Genomic DNA, 1,865 nt, shown 5'->3' on the forward strand with positions numbered 1-1,865 from the left:
CTCGAGTTGAGGTCGAGCAGATGGACGTATCGCTTCGGCTCGTCCCTTACACCATCGCAACTTCGTTCAGCGTTGTCGAAGTTATCATCTTGCTCTTTTGGAAACCAGACTTACGTCTGTATCTTACGATTCTGCAACTCTCTCTTGTTGTTTTGTCTACCATCTCGCTTTGGCGCTGCTACAAGTGGCGGACTCAGCCCAAACCCGCATCCATCTCTGGGTCGGAATTTCTTAAAGTCCTCGCCGTCGCTCAGCTGCACGGATGGACACTGGGATCCGTCCCTTGGATGCTATTTGTTGGTGGTAATCCACATGAACGATTGTTGATCGCCGCAAGCTGTGCGGGTCTAATTGCTACAGGGATGAGCCTGGCGGTAATGCCCAAAGTTGCGATCCAATTTTCTGGACCGATTGTCTTTTGCTCCTTCGCTGCCCTGTACGCAACAAAAGACTCGTATTACATATACGTTTCAGTGTTACTAATTTTTTACGCTGCATTCCTCCTGATTACAGTAAATCGTCTGAGCCGCCTTGTCACAAATTGGGTGATGGCACAAGGGGCGCTCGAAAGACAACAGGAACTAACCAATCTACTTTTGAATGATTTCGAGGAGGGAGCTAGCGATTGGCTCTGGGAGACCAATGACCTTTTGATGCTACAACATGTCTCTCCCAGATTGATCGAGGTAGCAGGCAAAGCTACTACTCCGTTGCAAAATTTGCCGCTGAGCCAGCTGTTTCCGCGTGGGTCGGATCAAGGCGATCCGTGTGAGGTACTTTGGACTCAGATCATCGATCGGAAAGCGTTCGCGAACCAGCTGCTGCCGAAATGGATCGAGGGTGAGCAGAGGTGGTGGTCGATCAGTGGTAAGCCAATATTTGGCTCGACCGGAGAATTCAGCGGTTACCGTGGGGTCGGGTCGGATGTGACTGTCAAGAAGCGCTCAGAAGAACAACTATCCTACCTCGCCATGCATGACCCATTGACAGGACTGCCGAACAGGGCCCGCTTTCTGGAGCAACTGGCAAAGGCCAGGCACTCCTTCGAAATAGGCCACGACTTCGCTGTCTTCTGTCTCGACCTCGACCACTTCAAGAGCGTCAATGACACTTATGGACACTCAGCAGGGGACGCTCTGCTGGAGATGGTCGCGACCCGGTTGAAAACGCTGCTTGGTTCGACGGCGCTTGTCGCTCGAATGGCCGGCGACGAATTTGCAGTGCTCCAGAGCTTCCCAACTACTGCCACTTCGAGGAATGTAGCGATTCTCGCCGCGAAGATCGTCGCATTGCTGAGCCAACCCTTTCAAATTGGAGAATTCACCGCTCACATAGGTTGTAGCATAGGCATTGCAATCGCGGGCGAGGCGGGTCCCGGGGAAATTATGCGCCTAGCAGATCTCGCGCTTTATCGTGTGAAGCATGGCGGAGGCGACGCCTATTGCTTCTACGAGGCAGAAATGGATGCTCGAATAGAAGCCCGCCGAGCGCTTGCTGCCGATCTCCGGGGAGCCTTGGAGCGCGGCGAGTTTTTCTTGAACTTTCAACCTTTGGTCGGAGCGTCGAGTCTCGAAACCGAGGGGTTTGAAGCCCTCGCGCGATGGCGACATCCGCAGCGCGGACTGGTCTCCCCTGCAGAGTTTATCCAAATAGCGGAAGAATGTGGAATGATTATTCCGATTGGCGAGTGGATATTGAGAGAAGCTTGCAGAGTTGCTACCAATCTGCCGCCTGAAATCAACGTGGCCGTAAATCTATCCCCAATTCAGTTCCGTCATTATAACCTTGTGAAACTTGTGCGTTCCGCATTGGAAGAGAGCGGGTTGGGTGCGCACCGTTTGGAACTTGAGGTCACAGAGTCCGTG

The 1,865-nt window shown here is 52.8% G+C and carries 1 protein-coding gene; it reads left to right on the top strand.

The features are described 5' to 3' along the window. Positions 1-20 precede the first annotated feature (20 nt). Positions 21-1,865 (top strand): putative bifunctional diguanylate cyclase/phosphodiesterase (locus WA354_RS19515; protein WP_472814692.1); only part of this gene is annotated, 1,845 nt, incomplete at its 3' end.

Origin of the sequence: Occallatibacter sp. (assembly GCF_049802275.1) — a bacterium.
Classification (GTDB): Bacteria; Acidobacteriota; Terriglobia; order Terriglobales; family Acidobacteriaceae; genus Telmatobacter.